The sequence below is a fragment of the Acidobacteriaceae bacterium genome, from assembly GCA_028283655.1.
Lineage (GTDB): Bacteria > Acidobacteriota > Terriglobia > Terriglobales > Acidobacteriaceae > Granulicella.
In genome coordinates this window covers 2,761,869-2,783,587 of sequence record JAPWKE010000003.1, presented here as the reverse complement: position 1 = coordinate 2,783,587, position 21,719 = coordinate 2,761,869, and the positions used below count along the sequence as shown (strand labels likewise).

Below are 21,719 nucleotides of genomic sequence, written 5' to 3'. Positions count from 1 at the left end.
CCGTTTGCCGTGGGGCGGCTGTCTGTGCGATGCCAGAGGCGAACGCCTACCAGACCCGCACTTCTTCTACAGAGGGCGCTCCGCTTTTTCCATCGACAACATTCAGCTTTAGAAGCACTTCAACGTTTTTCCCTGTCCAGTCCTTGTGGGTGTGGGAGACCGTATCCAAATACTGAGAGGTAGAAACGAACTGGGAGGCGGCCTCTGTTCCGTTGGCCCCGATGCCGCCAATGGCAAAGACCCAGTTGCCTGTTTCGCTGCTGCGGAAGCGTGCGATGAGCGCATAATCCGCACGATAGGCAAGAGGGGTGTCCAGTTGCCTTGACCACGAGCGCTTTGCATCCGCTACCTCGTAGATCTCACCTCTGGCACCAAGACCGAAGCGAAACTGCAGCGGAAGATCCTTCTGGAGCTCCTTCAGCCAGACGTTGTTGTATGCGCCGAGGAGTACGACGTTGCGGTGCCGCATCTCATCAAGCGAGACGCTTTGCGCTCCAAGAATGTCATACGCCTTGTGTTGATCGGAGAGGGTTTTGATCACGTTGGCGGTGGCGACGGCGGTGGAGAAGCTCGTATAGGGGTAGAGGTCTTTCTGTTCTGCGGGCCCCATGGGGACGCGCTCGTCGGAGGTGGGAACGAGTGCTCCGGGAACGATCAATACTGAATCATTGCTGCTCGACAACGGCTGCCAGAAAGCGGCGGTGAACGTGTTGGCCTGTGTCCGATTCTCTCTTTGCATGAGGAAGACAGTAGCGAAGAGTCCGCAGGCAGCCAGAGCCGCAATGATCCAGCGTTGGCGATGGGTTTTCGGTGAGGTCGCCGGGGGGAGCGGTTCCAGAGTCGGCGTGCTGAGTCTGGTGGACGGGTCTGGAGTGGACTCCGGCTCACCGAGGACTGCAGGCTCGTGAGCTTCCTGCGGAGCTTCAGCGGATACTAGAAAAAACTCCGGTCGGTAGGATCCGCTGGGAAGCGAGATCTGCACCTTGGCCGTGGAGCGGCGCTCATAATTGGCCAAGGCCAGCCGCTTTCGTACTTCTCCAGCGGTTACGCGCACGATCGTGTCGTTGTTGGTGTCATAGTCGGCTGCCCGTTCGAAGACCTGGGATTCCGATGATTCGTTCTTTCAGGTTTTCGTTGCGGCCTTTCAGGCGTTCCTCAACGACAAACGACAGCAGCGCAGGATAGCGCTTGCTGCTCTTGAAGTAGGGGGATCGGAGGAGGCTGCTGAGTTCATCTAGAACGAGTCGGCGTTCCGCTGCAGACTGCGGGTCAAAAAGAGGCGGATTGGGTTCTGCGTCCAACATGACGTTCGTTTGCCTGCATCGCGCCTTGGGAGTGGATCGCGAAGGTGACAGCGCTCGAACCTTTCACGGTTTGAGCGGCCTAAGAATTTCTCCCTGGTAGATAGGTAATGTATACATCCTGCCCCGCGCGAATCGCAATATGACTTTTACGAAGTGGGTGGGGCCGCTTCGCTTTGTCGCGTCTCGCAGGTGCCGGATGAGTTCCTGGAAATGACAGTTGATCGCTGTCGCTGGTTGATCTCCTTCGTGGGCAGGAGCCATGTGGAGCATTCGCGCTCCTCAGCAGCGAGGGGATTGTTCTAAACGTTCCACGTAAGTCTTCTGGAATGAGTAGATAGGTAAACAATACGTTATCAAACTTGTGGGTATTCTCCGGTGATGACATTTTCAATAAAACACAGTGAATTCACCCCTGAATACTTTGAACGCGTTCTTCGCTCCTTTCGGTTACACCCGCAAATAAGCAAAGACTCTGCTCCGACAAGGCCCGAAGGTTCTTGTACGGCAAGGCGAAGAGGGGGAGTTCACTCGGAGGATGTTCAGGATGTGGGCAAAACGCTGTCTTTCCGATTTAGCTTTGTGCGTCTTATTGATCAGCCTGTTAACGTTGGGTGCGCTGGCACAGAACGTTACCTCCGGCGTTACAGGAGTGGTGACCGACTCGTCCGGCGCCCTTGTGGTGGGTGCCTCCGTGGTCGCGCGTAATACTGCGACAGGTCTGACGTTTCCGACCAAGACGAACAAGAGTGGCATCTATAACCTGGCGTCACTTCCGCCAGGGCCCTACACGCTTGCCATTACGGGGCAGGGCTACGGAAAGAGCACGGTTCCGCAGTTTGCTCTCGAGAGTGCCCAGACTGCTCACTACAATATTCAGCTGGTCGTTGGAGAGGCGAGCACAACAGTTGTCGTTAGCTCTGCCGCACCCATTCTGAACACGCAGGATGCAACGCTCAGCACGACGCTTGGGAGTACCGAAATCTCCAAGCTGCCGCTGGTGGCGGACAACATTATGACGCTTGGGTTGCTGACTCCGGGCGCGATTCAGCCGAACCCCGGCGCTTACGACAATATCTATCACTCGACGGGTTTTTCGAACCAGAGCTTCAATGTGAACGGCAACCGCGAGCAGTCCAACAACTTCACCCTGGATGGTCTCGATATTAACGACGCCATCGACAACTGGATGGCCTACACTCCGTCGCGAAATTCGCTGCAGGAGTACCAGATGATCACCGGAAACAACACCGCTGAGTATGGCAATGCGAACGGCGGGCAGGTGGTGATGACGACCAAGAGCGGAACCAACCAATTCCATGGCAGCGCGTTCTTCCAGATGCAGAACACGCTACTCAATGCGAACTCCTGGCTTCAGAAGCATACGGCTACGATCACTCCTCGGCAGCCGCTGAACCGCACCTACTTTGGCGGCACGTTGGGCGGACCGCTGATGAAAAACAAGCTCTTCTTCTTCGTCGATTACCGTGGAGTGCGGCAGCATCAGACGGGCGTGAATCTGAGCACTCAGCCAGACCCTGCGTATTTGAATAATCCTGCGCATGACGAGACCGGTCAGGCTGGGCTGAAGGGCACGGGCACGGCCTACGACCCGTATTTGAACACTACCGTACCGATCAGCAACCCTGCGGCTGAATACCTGTTGCAGCATCCGACGTGGTACCCCGTTTGCAATCAGTACAATCCTGGGCAGGCCGTTGGTACTGGTTGCGTCCGTAACTCTTCAGGTGCTAACTACGAAGGTTTTACCAGAAACGGAACGCTGATTAATCAGGGCGATGTGAAGCTCGACTGGCGTCTTCGCGAGTCGGATATGATCTCTGGTCGCTTTACAAGAGTGCAGAACTCAACGAAGACGACCGCTGTCGCAATGCCCGTCGATACACCGCTTAGCGGCGATTATCCATATATCGGATTTGTCGTGAACTGGACGCATACTATCTCTCCGAACCTGCTGAATGAAGCTCGTGTGGGTTATAGCCGGTCACGTTATACGAACTATCCTGTGGACATTACAGGGTTGATTGGAACGACGGGGTTGCAGAATCTCGGAATCCCGGGGCCGACTCAAGTATTTCCAGGTGTTCCCACGGTCACTTTCTCTGGTACCGGGCCTGCCGTTGGTAGTTTTGGTCCTTCCAACGGAGGACGAGCAACGGACGGCATGACGAATGCCTTTACCTATGGAGATAAAATCAGCTGGTTCCACGGCCGTAACTCCATTAAATTTGGTGCGCAGGCGGTTCGTTATCAGGAAAACCGTTATTACTCCGGAAATATTGGTCCGCTAGGCTCCTGGACGTTCACTGGCAGCACCACGAATAGCAGTATTTCGACTGGTAGTGCATGGGCGGATTTCCTTGAAGATAAAGCCAGTGCTTTTAGCGTAGGAAGCAGCTCCGGCCGTTGGGGTGCACGGCAATGGCGCCCGGCTATCTACTTCCAGGATGACTATAAGGCGCTTCCCAATCTTACCTTCAACCTTGGCGTTCGCTGGGAGTACGACCAGCCGATGTACGAAGTGAATAACCGCCAAAGCAATACGGACCCTTCAACTGGTGCCATCACCTTTGCGGGTGTGAACGGTGCGAGCCGTGCACTCTACAATTCGTACTGGCTAGGCTTTATGCCTCGGGTTGGTTTTGCGTATACGCCTGGCAGCAGCAATCGCCTGGTTATTCGCGCCGGTTACGGTATCACCAACTATATGGAAGGAATGGGAGCAGGCCAACGGCTTACACAGAACCCGTTCTTTATCTATAGTGCCGCAGGTACTGCTGTAACTACGCCTGAGCAGATGAGCATAGGCTACCCGGCTCTGACTGCTGTTACCCCTGCGACGCTCAACTCGAATCTTCTTGGGTGGGATGTTCATTTGAAGCCTGCTCTGGTTCAGCAGTTCGACCTGATACTTGCGTATCAGATATCGAACACGCTTGCACTGCAGGCAGGGTATGTCGGACAGGATGGTGACCACCTGGCGAACTTGATTGGTCTGAATCAGGCACCATGCTCTATCCTCGCCACTTCGGCCACCTCTACGCCTTGCAACTCTCCTTTGGCGACCAAGCTTCCAGCTCTGGCAAATCATAATGTTCAGTACACGCAATCAGAAGGCGTGATGAACTACAACGCACTGCAGGTTACCCTGCGCAAAAATACAACGCACAACATTTTCTATCTGTTCAATTACACGTTCAGCAAATCCATGACGGACAGCAGTGGCTACTATGGCTCAGGTGGTGTGCTCGGCTCTACCTATGCTTATCCGCAGGACAGCACGAACCTTGCTGGCGACTATGGCCCATCCTATTTCGATGCGCGCCATCTTCTTTCGTTCGCCGTTACCTATAAGCTTCCGTTCGGTCGCGGCGAGTTGATTGGAAGCCACTGGAACCGTCTGGAGGAAGCTCTTCTCGGTGGATGGAATACCTCGATGACGGGAAACTATCACACAGGCTTTGCTCAGTCGGTTTATTCGACCACGTATTACAAGGTCAACGGAGCAAGCGCAAATCCTATTCGTGCAAACCAGTACCGGCCACTGAAAATTGTCAATCGGTCGTATGCTCACTGGCTGGGAACGGATCCTTCTGCTGGGTATACCGCTGTAAATAAGACTACAAATACCTCTGCGGTCTACAGTACAGTTGCCTCTCCTGCGAACCCCACTATGAACCAGAAGGCAAGTAGCAACGTCATTTACACGAAGAATGATAATGGCGTAGCAGCCTTTGGTGAAGAGCTCTCAACGGGTTTCGGAACGTCGCATGTCGGTGTTCTCCGCGATCCTGGCTATCACAACTTTAATGCTGCAATGAATAAGGACTTCGCTCTTCCTGGAAGCGTTGTTCTCGGTTTTCGAGTCGATGCGTATAACGTCTTCAACGGCGTTAGCTGGGCGGCAGTGGAGTCAAATATCAGCAACTCCAGCTTCGGGGCGATCAGCTCTTCGGGGACGTCTACGACCGAACGTCATCTCCAGTTAGCTCTTACGTTGAAGTTCTAACAAACACGAGTCGTGCGCATTGTGGCGAAGAGTATTAGCCCATAGAAATCCTCTTCGCCACACGAACTTGTCGGATCAGATCAAAGATCTAAGTCAATACGTTACTTGTAATCCTGCCGTCCTGTAACTGCCTCGAAAAGGGGAACACTATGAATCGTCGCCGTTTTATCTATAGATCTTCCGCGTTCGTCGCGTTATTTCGGTCTGCGCTTCGAGCACAGAGCCGCAATACTGTAAAAATTACAGTCGATCCAAACAAAGCTATTGCGACCATTCCGCGCGACATGATAGGTCTGAGTTATGAAATAACCCAGTTGGGCGATCCATATTTTTTCTCTGCAAAAAACAAAGAGCTGATTCACGTGTTTCAAACTCTTTCGCCGAGCGGAGTACTCCGCCTTGGTGGTAATACCAGTGAGTTTACGTACTTTGCCTCCTCTGAGGGTGTGCGACCGCCGGCCTATTCTCCATTGCCTACGCAGCCAAAGTCTTTGACCGCTATCACCCCGAAGGCACTTCATCATTTGCGCGCGTTCCTGGAAAAAACGGGATGGAGCTGCATCTATGGGCTGAACCTTGGGCTGGGCACCCCGGAGCGAGCAGCGGAAGAAGCTGAAGTAGTATCCCGGATTCTTGGTCCGCGTCTGAAGTACCTGCAAATCGGAAATGAGGCGAATAACTATGTTCGCTATCAGCTTCGCCCTGCATCCTGGGGGCCGGAAATTTTCATGGAGCAATGGTCGGATTTTGCGAAAGCCATTCTCGCTCGCCTTCCCCATGCGAAGCTGGGAGGCCCTGATATGGCTGCTGATCCTGCCTGGGTTTATCCGTTTGCCGAGAAGTTTTCAAGTGGATTTGGAAAATCCTTGGTAGAGTTGACAGACCATTTTTATGCCGAGGGCCCTCCTGGAATTCCGGCGTCTGACATCGATCACCTTTTGCATAATCTAAAGGTTGAAAAAGAAATCGACGTGATGAAAACTGCCGGGACGCGTACACGCCTTCCTTACCGAATGACAGAAGTTAATTCCTGTTATCAGGGTGGACAGCCGGGAGTTAGCGATACATTTGCTTCGACGCTATGGGGCGGGGATCTAACCCTCAAGCTGATTTCTGAAGGCTTCTCCGGGGTCAACTTTCATGGCGGCAGCTCGAAGGAAATTAAAGCTTCGCTTGGAGGAGTGTTGCCAGGTGACAGTTCCGCAAAGAAGGGTGCGGACGATTCTTATTACACCCCGATAGCTGGTACGTCTGCTCTTGGTTACACTGTTCGGCCAATTTTTCAAGGCATGGCAATGGCGGCACATGCAGCAGGTTGCACCCTGCTGGAAACGGCTTGCACGGACCCTCGAATCCGAGCTTATGGAGTGCAAACAGTCACAGGTCTGGAAGTATTGCAATTCAATATGTCTCGAGAACCAGTGCAGCTTGTTCTCAATGTTGGTTCTGGATTTCGTGCAGATCAAGCACACATCCTTAGCTCGCTTGCATTGGATTCCGCGGTGATCCATCAAGAGGATCGGAAGCTCAACTCCAACAGCATTGATCTTCCAGCAGGCTGCGCTAGCAGGATCGTATTCAAAAAGACCTAACCCGGTTTCAGGTCTGATTGTTATGTCGCACAGCGCACGTTCTCAACGAGCCATTGCTCATAAGTAGTGACTCAAAACCCAACGTTCCATCAGCTTGTATTTCGAAAGAGGTCTTTCATGAGCCTTCGTTATCGCACTTGCATTCTGTTGGATTCAATATTTGTCGCGTTTTTGGTTTTTGCGTCACTTCAGGCCGGGGCAACCACGCTTCCCAAGCCCTTCGTATTCTTCAATCAAACTCAATTTGCAAACCGCAGGCTGCTCGATACCGATGGCGCGATGAGAGCTACTACCGTCTACGACGAGTGGAGTATGAGTTGCTCGGCAACCGCCTGTACGAATCTTCCGGATCAAGCAACGTTCCTTGCGCAGGTAGCGGCGTACCTAACGGACACGTCGAGCACGGCTGAAGGTGGCTTGGGCAACTCGTTCCTTATTGTTCTCGACTTCGAAAACCTTGTTGTAGACAAAGCAACGTCACAGGCACAGGCAAATCTCGACAAGGCGGCTTTGCTCCAGTTTGCTTCATGGGTTCATAATGCTTACCCCAGTGCAAAGGTTGGCTTGTATGACTACGATTACTCCACTACATACCAATCAACTAGAGCAGCCTTGTATGCGTCTGGCGGATTTGACGTGTTTGCTCCAACCCTCTATCAGAGGTGGGCTGACCACACTACGTGGAATACCTACATGGAGGAGGCTGTCACCAATGATCGGGCAATTAGTTCTACCTTGCCCATCTATCCGTTTATCTCTCCGTATGTTGGAGCTGTGTTCAGCTCAGGTCTAGTGGCTGAATCTGATTGGAGTGCAGAGCTAAGCGACCTTATTGGTTCAGTAAATGGTGCAATTCTTTGGACTCAATATGCCTCAAATGGCACGAGCATCAGTAGTACGGATTCCTGGTATGTGGATTTGCTTGCAGTACTTTCCACGCCTATAGATACTACGCAAGTATTCGCTATCAAAAATGAGCACAATGGTCTTTGTGCTGCGGCCCAGGGCTCCGTTGTGACGCAGGCGACTTGTGCAACGACAGCGACGCCCGCACAGCAGTGGCAGTTGCAGCGGACCACACTGGACACGTATTACCTTGTGAATGTAAGCGAGCCTACGCTCTACCTGAGCGTGGCTAGCGGCAGTACGGTGGTAGGGGCCGGACTTGAGCTGGATGAAGCAAGCTCCACAACGCCAGATGCTTCACAAACCTGGCATGTAGTTTCTGGTGGTGCGGGGTATTACACCTTCATTGGGGATGCCAGTAACCTATGCGTTCTGGCCCCTTCGACAGTGACAGGTGTGCAAATGCAGATAAATAGCTGCACAACGACTTCAACATCACAGCTCTACTCCATCCGAGTTGCGCCGACAGCGACCGCTTCTGTGGTGCAGAAGGAAGCGGTTACGTTCACCGCTACACAGGAAGATGACAGTGTATGGCTCCATTGGTATAGCTATGTGCCGCTGGGGCGAAGTATCTGGCTTTAGCGCCAATGTGGGGCCTAAGACACCGAATGAATGCTACAAACAGCCAGGAGATGCTCACTAATGCGATTAGTTGTTTCAATGCTTGCTGTTGGTCTACTTGCTTCGCAAGCTAATTGTGCATGGTCCGCTTGCGCAGGATCTTCTGGTGCTGGATCGAGCAAGGCACGGTTGGCAAAGAGCGCAGCTTCAAAATCATTAAATAGAGGCTCTGATGCCGAGGTCCCCCTCCGACTCTGGTATGACAAGCCTGCGGCAAATGATAATGACGGGTGGGTCAGTCAGTCGCTACCGCTGGGCAATGGATATATGGGAGTCAACCTGTTTGGCGGTGTTCAGCAAGACCGCTTACAGATCACGGAAAACAGCCTGGTGGACTCTCCAGCAGACAAGATCGGTGGACTAAACAATTTTGCTGAAGTGTTTCTAGATTTTCCGCAAACAGCTCCAAAGGGCTATTCACGAGATCTGGTGCTAAACAGCGCCGTTGCGCATGTTCGTTACGAAAACAGCGGCGTTCATTATGAGAGAGATTACTTCACAAGCTATCCAGACAAGGTGCTTGTCGTCCGCTTATCCGCTTCAAAAGAAGGGGCACTGGATTTTACGCTTAGACCAACCATTCCGTACATTGCTGACTTTCGTAAAGTAAGGGGTGATAACCGCGGAAAGCACGGCACTGTAAGAGCAGATGGAAACACGATTATCCTGTCGGGCACGATGGAGTACTACGGCATCAAGTTTGAAGGGCAGTTCAAGGTAATACCCCAAGGCGGGACCTTGAAGGCGGAAAATAGTTCAGACGGAAGTGCCGCATCCATCAGTGTTAAAGGAGCTAACCGCGCGGTAATCCTTGTTGCCGTGGGGACGAACTATCCAATTGCAAACCCACAGGTTTTCTCTGAAGAAAACCGATTGGCTAAGCTCAAGGGGTTTCCTGTTCCTCATCGTAAAGTTAGCGAGATCATCGCCTCCGCTAGCGAGCATAGCTATGACGAGTTGCTGGAGAGGCACGAAAAGGACTATGGAAGGCTCTATGGCCGTGTCGATTTCAGCCTTGATACTGAGGCCTCTGGCCTCAGCACAAATGAACTGATCGAAGATTCTCGAGCGGGTAAAGCCAGTAAATATCTGGACGAACTGGCCTTTCAGTATGGACGTTATCTCTTGATCTCTTCCTCGCGGGCTGGCACTCTTCCACCGAATCTGCAGGGTGTCTGGAATGTCTACCAGGATCCGCCGTGGACTGCCGGCTATTGGCACAATGTCAACGAGCAGATGAACTATTGGCTTGCGTTTAATACTAATTTGCCCGAACTATTCGATAGCTACATCGATTTTTATCGTGCTTATCTTCCTTATCATCAGGCTCTCGCAACGAAGTACTTGAAGGAGTATCACCCTGCAGGTCTTGCTCGCGATGGAGACAATGGCTGGGCTCTGGGGAACGGAATGCGCCCGCTTGAACCAAGTGGAAAAACGTCGCACTCGGGCTTTGGTACTGGACCATGGACTGCGATGCTGTTCTGGGACGACTACGACTTCACACGCAATAAAAAGCTTCTGCAAAACGTCGTCTATCCAGCAATGCGTGGGCAGACAAATTTCCTCTCTCGTTTTGTACAGGATGTGGATGGTAAGTTGTTGGCGAACCCTTCGTCTTCACCGGAAAATGCGAGTAACTTGCAATCAATCGGCACAACGTTCGACCAGCAGATGATCTATGAAAACTTTCGGGATACGATCGAGGCTGCCCGCGTTCTCGGCATTCAAGACCCTTTAATTCCGCAGCTAAAATTTGATCTGCCACGGCTTGACCCTATCCTTATTGGCGACTCAGGACAAATCAAAGAGTATCGCGAGGAAACAACGTATGGATCCATTGGAGATCCCAAGCATCGTCATATGTCTCAACTGCTTGGGCTCTATCCTGGCCAGTTGATTAACTCGAGTACGCCAGCCTGGCTGAATGCAGCAAAAGTCTCTTTAAATGGAAGAGGAATCGGTAATGGAATTCCTGGTTGGGCAGATGCTCAGCGGCTTGCGACATGGGCCCGTACAGGTGACGGGGATAGGGCTTACGAGTTCTACGAGTATTGGCTCTCACACCACGCGATGTATAACCTTTGGAACAACCACCCTGACTCTTTTAAGAAAAAAGTGTTCCAGATTGATGCGAATTTAGGTGTAACTGCTGGTGTTGCAGAGTTGTTGCTGCAAAGCAACGAGGAAGTTGTTGTTCCTTTGCCTGCGCTTCCACATGCGTGGCCTAACGGAAGCTACCGAGGGCTGCTCGCACGCGGGGCGTTCGAGGTTTCTGCTGATTGGGAGAATGGCCATGCCAAGCGTTTTGAGGTGCTTTCCAAGGTAGGAGGGCTGCTCAAAATGCGCTACCCCAAAATTGCGCTGGCCAAAGTTTTGTCGCCAGGCGGGGAAGCCATCTCTGTTCATCGTATTGATGAAGAAAACATCAGCATAGATACAACTGCGGGGGATACGTACATTATTACGTCAATCCCTTAGTATCCATTGCTTTCAAGTTGTTCAGAACTAGACACGGCCGTATAGCCAACCACTGTGTTGTAACAAATCTCTGCAAACTATCTTCCAGTATCGAGGTACTCCGTATGGGCATCGCAGAAATACGCTCCAGAATCCTACGTGTAATTACTCCTGTGTTGCGAGCCGCCTCTATAGGCGCGGGGCTCATTAGCTTCGCCGGCTTGGTTTCTGCCTCCGCGCAGAGTTCAACGTTGCTTTCCATTCCAACAATGACAACGGTTGCAGGACTTCCTGCAGGTGGTAGCGTGACCGCTGTATGTGCTGCGCACTATACGGCTTATGGGGATGGATGCCCGGCGAGCCAGGCAACTCTTGGGACAGTACAGTCCAGCATTGTCGATAGCTCTGGCAATATCTACATCGCGGATTCGACTGACAAAGAGTTACGCGTTATCTACAAGTCGGGAGCGGCGTTGTCGGCTGCAATTATTGCAGCGAATGCAGCCTACAGTGTCACTACCGTCCAGCCGGGTTATATCTACCTTCTTGTTGGTAGCGGCACGGCCACTGGTAATGGTGTCAACGGTGCGGTTGGTGACTCGGTGCTTGTGAGCGCAGCGGTTGGGTTGGCGCTTGATAGCGATGGAAATGTTTTCTTTGGCGATAATGTTCGGCTTCGATCGTTCTTTGTTTCAAATGCGTCGGGGAAATATACCAAGATGCTCAACGCCGTGTGGGCTAACCCGACTACTGCCATCACGCCGAAGCCAGGATACTCCTATGCAATTATTGTACCGAGTACCGGTGGCTACTCGGGTGACGGTTTACCTCCTGGGGTTGCTGCAAGCGTGGCGGAGACGAATAGCCCTCGTGGGATTGCGATCGATGCAAATGAAAATATCTATATTGCCGATAGTGCAAACAATGCGATTCGATTGATCACCGCCTCAACAGGCCTGCTGTCTACCTATATTGGATCGGCAGGATGCGTCGAAGGAACGAAGGCCAGCTGTACCGCAGGCGACGTTGGTAACTCAGGACCGATCAGTGGCGCAGAGATGAACCTGCCCTACGCCCTGGCGTTTGACTCAAATGGAAATCTCTACATCGGGGAGGAAGAGTCAGGAGAGGTTCGCGCGGTCTATAACGGTAGCGGAACGCTACCTGGCATTACCAACCCTCAGGTGGGGTACATCTACCTCATTGCTGGAGGAGGTACGATCTCCACCTCAGGAACGACTGCCTTATCTGCAAAATTTACGATTCCGAGCGGGGCAACAACGAACTACGCGACATTCGGTCTTGGATTCGATCAAGCGGGGAATCTGTATGTCGCGGATCGTACAGGGCGTATCTGGGAAATTGATGCCGCAACGCAGATCGCCACGGTAATCGCTGGTGGCCCCCTAACGTCTACTGGAGGGCAGACTGCAACAAGTTCTGGAGTGGCTTGTTCGTCGACGAATGCAAACGGCAGCAAAACCACTGACAAGTTGGGTGATGGGTGCCCTGCAGTCCAAGGGGTGCTCGGTCTGCTTGGGCAAAATCTCACATTTGATAGTCAAGGAAATCTGTATGTGACAGATGGAACATACGGGGTGTTGCACGAGTTATCGTTCCATCCTGTATTCTCGCAAGTTGCTACGGGTTCTGTGTCAGCGGTGCAGACCGTAATGTTCTCGTCGCTCACCAGCCAGACGCTGGGAGCGACCAGCGAAGGTGCGGAAGGTGTCACGACAACGGACTTTCAGACTGCAACGGGAGGCACCTGCACCTCTGGTGCGAGTCTGGTCGTTGGAGCAACGTGCTCGTTGAATCTAGAATTTTCACCAACGATTCCTGGAGTAATTCGCGGATTTGTTCGCACGGAGAATGCCGCGGGGAGCGTTATCAGTCAGCTTGTAGTAAGCGGCACTGCTACAGGTGCCGAACTGGTTGTTGATCCAGGAACAGAGTCGAATCTCGGTACTAGTCTTTCAGCGGGAGGAGTTGCTGCAGATCCCGCAGGAAATGTGTTTGTTTCTGACACGGCTTCCGCATCACTGATCGAGTATGTCGGTGGCTCATCCACGGCGACGACACTCAGCACAGGGTTGTCTTCTCCGAGCGAGGTGGCTATTGACAACCTGGGCAATGTATTTGTAGCTGACACGGGAAATAATCGAATCGCAGAGTACAGCAAGGCTGCAAATACGACGGCATATTTTACCGGCTCATTCAGCGCGCCTAAAGGTGTTGCTGTCGATAGCCAAGGGCACGTGTATGTAGCTGATACGGGAAATAATCGTATCGTTCAAATCTCATCTGTTGGTGTGATTCGCACACTGACGACGAGCGTTAGCAGCCCTACGCGTCTCAGCTTTGATGCCGCAGACAATTTGTACATTCTGGACTCGGGAAATAATCGAGTTGTCGAAATTCCCTCAACTTCAGGTACGCAAACGACCGTCACCACGACGGGATATACACCCGCAGATATGGCTTTGGATGCTGCCGGAAACCTTTATGTGTTGGATAGTGCCGGATTGCAGGCAGGTGTCGTAACACCTTCAGGGGCGGCCTACTCTGTTACCACGGGGCTTACTGCACCCTCGGCTCTCGCTCTTGATAGCCGTGCAAATCTCTATGTCGCGGATATGGGGGCGGGAAATGTGAAGGTCTACAACAGACAGCAAGCTGCAGTTGCTTTCGGCTTGCTCGACGTAGGTACGACGCCCGGAACTGCGAATGTTGAGCTTATGAATGCAGGAACGGCAACCATCAACTTCAGTGGGACACCCATCGATACTTTGACCGGATCCAGTGCCTTTACCGTTGGGACTGGAAGCAGCAGCAGCGGTTGCTTGCTGTCAGTATCCAGCCTTCCAGCGGCAACATACTGCAGTCTGTTAGCGACGTTCACTCCGGTGGCGACGACCTCTTATTCGGCACAACTGGTATTTCCGTCGGATGCTGGCACAAACGGTGCCGCAACGGTCAACCTGACAGGAAGCGGTGTGGTGCTCAATCAGACCAGCACGACGATTACTCTTGTATCGCCTACGAGTAATCCATCCGCATATACAGGGACGACGCCAATCGCAGTTTCCATCACGGTGGCGCCGGTAACTGGTTCGGGTACTCCCACGGGTACTGTTGCGGTTTCGCTGAATGGAGGGACGCCGGCCACGGTAGCAATCGTCGGGGGCGTAGCGGCTTATAGCTTCCCTCAGACTGCAGGCTCAGACACGATTTCGGCTGTCTATAGCTCTGATTCGCAGTACGCCACGAGCAATGGTTCGCTAAGTCTTACAATTACTCCGGCCGCAACAACGACAACCTTGTCCGTAGCCACAGATCTAACGGCAGCGACACCGACGGTTACTTTGAGTTCACAGGTGAGCTCTGCAGTGGCAGGTGTCACTGGATCGGTGAATTTCCTGAGTGGCACGACCACCTTGGGAACCGTAACGATCAACGCCCAAGGAGCAGCCGTTCTTACGCTTAGCGGCCAGGGAATTCCGAGCGCCACACTGAGTGCAGAGTTCGTGCCGGACACAACAAACTTCTCTTCCTCAACGTCGGCAACGGTGACCGAGCCTGGTGATTTCATCTTCACCGCAACACCCACAAGCCTTTCTGTAACAGAAGCAAACTCCGGAGTGTCGAGCCTTGTGATCACTCCATACTTTGGGACAACGTCGGTTGCGTTGAGCTGCAGCGGTCTACCGGCGAACTCCGCGTGCCAATTCTCTTCTGGCTCGTCGCTCACACTCTCTGGTGTGGCGCAAACAGTCACGTTGACCGTAACGACAATTAGCTCGGCAGCATCTTTGCATAAAGATCCACTAACGCGCAGAACCCCCGAAGGAATTGCGTTCGCCGCACTAATGGCTTGCCTGTTCTTCCGTCGTCGTTCCACGCTTCGAAGAATTGCGATGGCTGTTGCTTGTATTGGGGTGCTGGTGTGTCTGACTGGTTGTAACGGAAGTGGTCCGACTATGGTTACGCCAAATGGAACCTACTCCTTCAGCTTGATCGCTAAATCGTCAGGAGGCACAACGCATACTATTCCGATGAGCCTCAAAATATCGTCGAATTGATAGGGAGCAGCATCGGGTAGCTCAATTGAACACTCTTTCTGTTTGAAGAATTCAATTGAGCGGCCCGATGCTGCTGTAGTCAGTGCGCTCATTTCTGGTTCGTGAATCAGAGCTAGGGTTATATCGGTTACGCAAGGATTCGGTTGTTGGCTGTCTGAGTATTGCAAGCACGCGTTATTCGCCGCACAACGAGAAACATAAAAGGTGTAGCCCATGAAGATCACGAGAAAGTTTGTTCGTGCAAGAAATGCGGTTTCGGTATGGGAGAGCGGCTTCTCGCTCATGCTGGTTGTCATGCTGTTCTGTGGCGGTTGCGGTGGGGGCCGTACTTCTGTCACTGCCGTGACAACGCCCGCATCTGTGGCGACTCCATCTCCTTTTGTCGTCTACGACAATACAAACTACCCCAACTCTTCTGCTGTGTTAGAAACGCTTGGAACCATGCGTGCAGCCGTTCTTTATAGCCAGACGGCTTGGCCCGGAACGTGCTCTGCTACGGGATGTCCTAATGCGCCCACGCAGGCTGTATTCCAGGCGAGTCTGCAAACGTACGTCAAGGCGTTTGGGTCGAGCAGCACAATTATCTTTGATTACGAAAATCTTGTTGTTAGCAAAGAGGCGTCGACGGCAGCAGCAAATAATGCCGTGACATTGCTTTTGCAGATGATTGCCTGGACCCGTGCTATTTACCCCAATGCCAAAATCGGCATGTATGACTACGATTGGAACAGTAATTACATCCCGAGTAGTAGCTCAGGCTTCAATGCCATCCGTGCGCAACTCTTCAAGGGGGGTGCTGCGTCCTTTGATTTCTTTGCCCCAACGATGTACCAACGCTGGACGACACACGCACTTTGGGATCAGAATCTGGCGCAGTCAATCATTAGTGACACGGCCATCAATCAGGCTAATGGGATCAACCTTCCTATCTATCCCTATATTTCACCGTATGTCAGCGCGGTGACTGCGGACGGGTTGCTTACGGATTTGGAGTGGAACGCGGAGTTGGCCGATCTTGCGAGCTGCAACGCTCCTACCAGTAGCGCGTGTGGAGCGGTGCTGTCGACACTGACTCCTGCCGCCGGTAGTTGTTCTGCTGCAGGCAGCGCCACGGCGTGTAGCCCGGTCAGTGGAGGCGTGCTCTGGACTCAAGGGACATCTGCAAATCTTGATTCGACCTCAAGCTGGATCCAGAATCTTTCTGTCGTCCTATCTCCAACGGTCTCACCTAACGTTATCTACCAGATCGTCGATGCCGCGCAAAGCCCTCTATGTATCGATACGAATGCCGGTACTGTTCCCTCTGCAAACGCCTGTAATACCTTGCTCAACCAGGGATGGATGTTTAGCTCGCTGGGTACTGGGCTGTACACCGTAAAGAGCTTTAGCTATCAACAGGCAAATCCGAGTACTGGCATCAGCGAAGTATGGGATGGGACAAACGGAACTGTTGTGCTGAGTCAACTTACGTCGTCGGGAACCGCGACCGCAAATCAGCAGTGGCAGGTTGTGTCTCTGGGTAACGGGTACTACGAGTTCATCAAGCTTGCCGATTACTCCACCAGCGGCAATACGGACAGCGAAGAGTGTCTAACCGTCGGGCTTGCTCAGCAGATACTCACAACCTCCGTATGCAACTCATCTGTGAATCAAGAGTTTCGGCTTATTCCTGAGTAGCGAATCTTTCGTGGCTTACATGGATGGAGCGGCCACGGCGCCTTCATACTGTTCAGAAATCGCGCTCGGCTCATAAAGGTACTGACGAGGATCGATGAAATCATTCGTAGTTGCGCTGCTTTGTAGTGCCCTGGCTATTCCGATGTACGGGCAGACGGGTGACGTTCCCACGGCGTTACAGGTGTACTCAAAGCTTGTATCTCTGGATGTGGTGGTAACCGATAAGAATGGCAGTATCGTCACGGACCTGCGAAAAGAAGACTTCGAGGTGCTTGAAAATAAGCAAACGCAAGTCATCAAGAACTTTGAGACTATTCAGTCTCACAAGCTACCAGGAGACGCCGGAAAAATCGTAGTACGGTCTTCTACCGATTTGGCCAGCATCGGAACGGCGCCCGTCACAATTCTTGTTCTTGATGAAATGATTCCAAAATTTTCGGACGTAGCGTACTCAAGGCAGTGCATTGAGCAGTATTTAAAACTGCAGTCCGATGTATTGGCACAACCGACAATGCTGCTTGTTGTGCGGTCAGATAAATTCATGGTGCTGCGGGACTATACGCAAGACCGCAAGTCGCTGCTCGACGCGATCCAGAGCTATAAGCCTGTCAATCCACAGGTCAGCGGGATGGGAGCAGGAAGTGGCAGGCGCATCATCATGACGCTAGGTGCGTTGGAGCAGATTGCGAAGTCTCAGTTAGGAGTACCCGGCCGCAAGAACATCATTTGGATTGGAAAGGGCTTTCCGGCGGTAGACCCTACTGGCGATGGCATCTCCGAGCAGGCCCTGGAGTCTTTTAAGGATTCTCTTCAAATGGCAACAGACGTTATGTTGCGCGCGCGTGTTGCACTCTCTGTCATTGCTCCGGAAGGCTTAGTCGGTGGAGGCATGGTGCCGACCTCGATTCTGTCAGGAGATGACACCGATCCAACAGCACTCGCAGGCGTAACGACTTCAGGGGATGCGCCTGATCAAGGCGTGCTTAGTTTCGGGAGCCTGGCCGCGCTTACTGGCGGCCGGTTTATCTACAACCGCAATGACATCGATCAACAGATCGAAAGCAGCCTGCGGGAAGGTGCAAGTTATTACACCTTGTCTTACGTGCCGCATAGCAGCGACGGCAACGATGCGGATTATCGTCATATCCGTGTGCTGCTGAAGCGCCCGGGGCTCTATGTGCAGACTCGGCAGGGATACTACGCTCCGAACGCGGTTGCATCAGCCAAGCCAGCTCCAACAGAGACGCAGATCACAGAGGCAGAACAGAAAACACAAGTTGCCGATTTGGCCAATGCGGCAACGAATCGGATGAGGTATAGCGCAATCCATATCGAATCAACGGAGAAGGCCGAAGCAGGAGGATACCGGGTCTACGTCAGGGCTGCGGATCTGAGCTGGACGTTTCAAGATAACGGCACGTTTACTGATGATGCTTCGCTGTTTGCCGTGAGCTTCTCGGCCCAGGGAAAGGCTACTGGGCAAAGCTATGTGTTCATTCGAAAGACGCTGGTGAAGCCTCCCCTTGCAACAGAGAACGCCGAGGTCGTTTATGACCTTCCTTTCCTGGTATCGAGTAAAGCTGCGAGGGTACGTTTCGTCATACGCGACGAGCGAACAGGGAAGCTCGGAACGGCTGATCAGTTGGTTCGATAAGCGGTCGCTCTGCTGGTTCGCACCGTTCTGAGCAGGCTCTTTTGGGCGAAAAACAGTCGCATTTAGAAATGCGACTGTTGTGGTCGTGTATAGTTGCCTTGGGTCCATACTTTTAAGGAACTGCGTTTCGCTTAGAGAGCGGCACGTCGTTCACCACTATCAGTCAAGGCTGCAACCTGGCCCGCGCTTGCGCGGCCTCGCACGACTGCGTTTTGAAATAAAGGAAAGCTCACTATGCTGTTCACATCACGGAGAGCGGCTTTGCTCTCGAATCTGCTTCTAGTTTCAACCGGAGTCTGTGCGGCGCAAAGCGCACAGCTATCAGGGCTTGTTCGAGACACGACGCAGGGCGTTGTGCCTCACGCCTCGGTCCTCATTGAAAATGCAGCGACGCATGTACGTTGGCAGGGAAGTACAAATGAGAGCGGACTGTATCTTGCTCCGGCTCTTGCTCCGGGCGAGTACACGCTGACGGTGCAGGCTCCGGGCTTCCAGCCGCGTAGCTTTGAGCATCTTCGGGTGCAGGTCGCAGGAAAGCTTTCGCTCGATGTGACGCTGCATGTGGGCTCGGATACGCAGACTGTTACGGTCAGCACGGCAGACCTTGCGATCAACACTACGGACGCAACGGTCAGCACGGTAATTGATCGTCAGTTCGTGAATAACATTCCCCTGAACGGTCGCAGCTTTCAGTCCTTGCTGACCGCCGTTCCGGGCGTAACGCTGGTACCGAGTTCTGGGCAAGGTGAGAGCGGCGAAATCACTGTGAACGGCCAGCGCACTGAAGGCAATTACTTCATCGTTGACGGCGTAGCCGCGAATACAGGCGCTTCTCCCTCCGCGATTGGCTATGGTGCAGGTTTTGGCGGGCAGACGCCGAACGAGACCGTGCTCGGCACGACGCAGAGCCTGCTCTCCGTCGATGCATTGCAGGAGTTCCGCGCGACGACATCAAGCTTTTCGGCAGAAAACGGCCGCACTCCTGGTGGACAGTTTTCCATTGTTTCGCGCTCTGGTACGAACAGCCTGCACGGCACAGCGTTTGAGTATCTTCGCAATGAAGCACTCGATGCGAACAACACCTTCAACAAAGCAATTGATCAGCCACGCGTTGCTGAAAAGCAGAACGACTTTGGGGGAACCATTGGTGGCCCGATCTGGCTGCCCCGTATTTACGATGGTCGCTCCAAGTCGTTCTTCTTCTACTCCTATGAGGGCCTGCGCCTTCGCACACCAGTAGCCGCGACTTTGCTTGGCGTTCCAAGCGCATCGGTACGTGTCGATACGACGATTGATCCCACGTTGCGGAAGATCCTGAACGCCTATCCGACACCCGATGCGGGTACGGACCGGGGTAACGGACTGGCGACAAGTTCGATTTCGTACTCCAGCCCCAGCCAGCTTGATTCCAGCTCGCTGCGTCTCGATCACAACATCAATGACCACTTCCACCTCTTCGGTCGCGCAGCCTACACGTCGTCGAACATTCAAACGCGTAACTCGGGCAACGTTGCTGTGCTGAACCAGGTAAAGGGATCGACGAAGCTCATCACTCTTGGCGCAACGAACATCTTTACGCCGCGCATGACCAACGACCTGCGATTCAACCTGACGGCCAACAATGCGGACAACGCAGCCTCACTCACGAACTTTGGTGGTGCCACGCCGCTGGATCTAGGTACGCTGCCTGGCTTTGCTGACCCAGCGCACGACTCGCTGATCTTCAACATTTTTTATGACCTTCATGCGTTGACCTACGTTGCTCCTGCGGCAACACGCCAGCGCCAGATCAACGCTATCGATACGTTCACCGCTTCCCTCGGTCGCCATACGCTGCACGCGGGCTTTGATTACCGCCGCTTGCTTACATCGGAGTCGCGTCCTGAACTTTATGAGTTCGCTTATACGTTGACCGAAGCAGGTCTTCGTTCGAACACGATGTCTGCAGTGATTGCGCAGAAGTACTCCGGCTCCATGCGTCCGACGTACAACAACTACGGCGCGTTTCTGCAGGATGAGTGGACGGTCACCCCGCGGTTAAGCTTGTCGTATGGTCTGCGCTGGGATGTAAACCCTGCGCCGCACGATGACTCCGGCAACGATCCTTACGCCATCACAACGGCTGATCCGCGCACGGCTGCTGTTGCCCCGAAGGGCACGGCGTTGTGGAAGACGCGCTATGGCAACTTCGCTCCGCGCTTCGGCCTGGCATATCGCGTCCATGAAACGCCTGGCCATGAAACGGTCCTCCGTGCAGGCGGCGGTCTCTTCTATGATCTCGGCCCGGCAAACGCTTCGCAGGGTTACAGCGGCCTTGGCTCTTCGGCTACCAGCACGGTAGTGAACGCAGCGTTCCCGCTGACGCAGACGCAGGTCGACGCCATCCCCGCGCCAAACGTTGCGGCTCCTTACGCGGCCAGCGTCTACGCGACCAACCCGAACCTGAGCTCGCCATATAGCTTCCAGTGGAACGCCGCTATCGAGCAGGGGCTTGGCGCAAACCAGACGTTGAAGCTGACGTACGTCGGTTCGGCGGGACATCAGCTCTATCTGTCCAAGCAGTACATTCCTTACTACCTTGGCAACGCCAACTTTGGTACCGCCGCTTATCTCATCCTGACCAACAACGGTGCGTCTTCGAACTACAACTCGCTGCAGGTGCAGTTTGATCGCCACCTGTCGCGCGGTTTGCAGATGCTGGCGTCGTACACCTGGTCTCACTCGCTGGATGATGCCTCGAATAATCTGGCGGTCTACACACAGCTTCGCGGAGCTTCGGACTTCGACATCCGCAATAACTTCGAACTGGCGTTGACGTACGACATCCCCGGGCATTACGGGAACCGCGCGGCTGCGGCCCTGTTGCAGCACTGGTCGGTGGTCTCACGAATTACGGCCCGCTCGGCTCCGCCGATCGACCTGATTGGTTACACCACGATTGGAGCCGGTAGCGGCAACCAGTTGAACTATCACCCGAATGTTGTCGCGAACCAGCCGGTCTATCTCTACAACCATGCAGGGCCAAGCCGTCGGCAGATCAATCCGGCTGCATTCACCGCAGCCACGACAACGGTCGGTGGCGTCACCAGCTACGTGGAAGGCAACTCGGGCCGGAACTCCGTTCGTGGCTATGATGCGGCGGAAGCCAACGTTGCTGTGCAGCGTGACATCCCCTTCCATGGTGCCTTTGGCCTGCTCTTCCGCGTAGAAGCGTTCAATGTGTTGAACCATCCGATCTACGGCGGCGTGTACAACAACCTGACTGTAGGCTCTACGCTCTTCGGAACAGCAAGCGGCACGCTGAACAACCAGCTCGGCGGCCTCAACTCGCTGTACCAGACAGGCGGTCCGCGCTCGTTGCAGGCTGCACTGAAACTACACTTCTAACAGGAC

The 21,719-nt window shown here is 53.4% G+C and carries 9 protein-coding genes; 8 read left to right on the top strand and 1 reads right to left on the bottom strand.

Annotation, left to right across the window (positions count from 1 at the left end):
- Window positions 1-46: 46 nt before the first annotated feature.
- Window positions 47-1,015: a hypothetical protein gene (locus tag PW792_14575; GenBank protein ID MDE1163145.1), complete on the bottom strand. Its 969-nt coding sequence runs from the start codon at window positions 1,013-1,015 to the stop codon at window positions 47-49.
- Between the two features lie 878 nt (window positions 1,016-1,893).
- Here PW792_14575 and PW792_14570 point away from each other — a divergent pair.
- The 8 genes from PW792_14570 to PW792_14535 all read left to right on the top strand — a co-directional run bounded on the left by PW792_14570 (window position 1,894) and on the right by PW792_14535 (window position 21,713).
- On the top strand, window positions 1,894-5,331 hold the full coding sequence (locus PW792_14570) for a TonB-dependent receptor (GenBank protein ID MDE1163144.1): 3,438 nt from the start codon (window positions 1,894-1,896) through the stop codon (window positions 5,329-5,331).
- Between the two features lie 149 nt (window positions 5,332-5,480).
- Window positions 5,481-6,923, top strand: coding sequence for a hypothetical protein (locus PW792_14565; protein ID MDE1163143.1), 1,443 nt, complete (start codon window positions 5,481-5,483; stop codon window positions 6,921-6,923).
- Window positions 6,924-7,040: 117 nt separating this feature from the next.
- Window positions 7,041-8,414: an RICIN domain-containing protein gene (locus PW792_14560; protein ID MDE1163142.1), complete on the top strand. Its 1,374-nt coding sequence runs from the start codon at window positions 7,041-7,043 to the stop codon at window positions 8,412-8,414.
- Window positions 8,415-8,474: 60 nt separating this feature from the next.
- On the top strand, window positions 8,475-10,934 hold the full coding sequence (locus PW792_14555; protein ID MDE1163141.1) for a glycoside hydrolase family 95 protein: 2,460 nt from the start codon (window positions 8,475-8,477) through the stop codon (window positions 10,932-10,934).
- Window positions 10,935-11,038: 104 nt separating this feature from the next.
- Complete coding sequence (locus PW792_14550; protein ID MDE1163140.1) at window positions 11,039-14,995, top strand: hypothetical protein; 3,957 nt, start codon at window positions 11,039-11,041, stop codon at window positions 14,993-14,995.
- Between the two features lie 213 nt (window positions 14,996-15,208).
- Window positions 15,209-16,672: a hypothetical protein gene (locus tag PW792_14545; GenBank protein ID MDE1163139.1), complete on the top strand. Its 1,464-nt coding sequence runs from the start codon at window positions 15,209-15,211 to the stop codon at window positions 16,670-16,672.
- A 94-nt stretch (window positions 16,673-16,766) separates the two neighbouring features.
- The gene (locus PW792_14540; GenBank protein MDE1163138.1) at window positions 16,767-18,326 is read left to right on the top strand and encodes a VWA domain-containing protein; all 1,560 of its coding nucleotides are present in this window, start codon (window positions 16,767-16,769) and stop codon (window positions 18,324-18,326) included.
- 261 nt (window positions 18,327-18,587) lie between these two features.
- Window positions 18,588-21,713 (top strand): TonB-dependent receptor, encoded by a 3,126-nt coding sequence (locus tag PW792_14535; protein MDE1163137.1) that lies wholly within the window; start codon window positions 18,588-18,590, stop codon window positions 21,711-21,713.
- Window positions 21,714-21,719 lie beyond the last annotated feature (6 nt).